Below are 527 nucleotides of genomic sequence, written 5' to 3'. Positions count from 1 at the left end.
TAAAATTTATGACTACAAATCACCAGACATCCATCGCATCTCTTGCGAAAAAACGAAGAACATACAGTGCTGAATTTAAACAGCAGATCGTTCAGGCTTGTAAAGCACCGGACGTTTCAATTGCTTCGGTCGCTTTGCAACATGGATTGAATACAAATCTTGTATCCAAATGGATTCGCTTAATTGATGGTAAGCCAGGGAATGATCGCTCACCACTACCGAATAAACCTGCATTTATTGCCTTATCTTGCTCTGCACCATTAGATCCTACTCCTACTGACATGTTAACGGTTCAAATTACTTTACCCCACTCAAAAGCAGAAATTGGCTTGAAATGGCAAGTATCAGAAATATCTGCTTTAGCAGAATTACTCAAGGCACTTGCAACATGATCCGCATTGATGAAATCTGGCTTTCTACCCAACCTCTGGATATGCGAGCAGGGATGGATACTGTCATGGCTCAGGTGGTGAGAGCCTTTGGCTACATTAAACCGCATTGTGCTTACCTGTTCTGTAATAAACGTG

At 41.7% G+C, this 527-nt stretch carries 2 protein-coding genes; both read left to right on the top strand.

Annotated features, from left to right (window positions below):
• The first annotated feature begins 8 nt into the window (after positions 1-8).
• Positions 9-392: an IS66-like element accessory protein TnpA gene (tnpA, locus tag AC07E5_RS09590; RefSeq protein WP_004762545.1), complete on the top strand. Its 384-nt coding sequence runs from the start codon at positions 9-11 to the stop codon at positions 390-392.
• A partial coding sequence (tnpB, locus tag AC07E5_RS09585) for an IS66 family insertion sequence element accessory protein TnpB (protein WP_498625318.1) occupies positions 335-527 on the top strand: 193 nt, incomplete at its 3' end. The genes tnpA and tnpB, both read left to right, overlap by 58 nt.

Source organism: Acinetobacter seohaensis (assembly GCF_056431365.1).
Note: the sequence above shows the minus strand (reverse complement) of the source record. Positions and strands in the feature narration are given on the sequence as shown.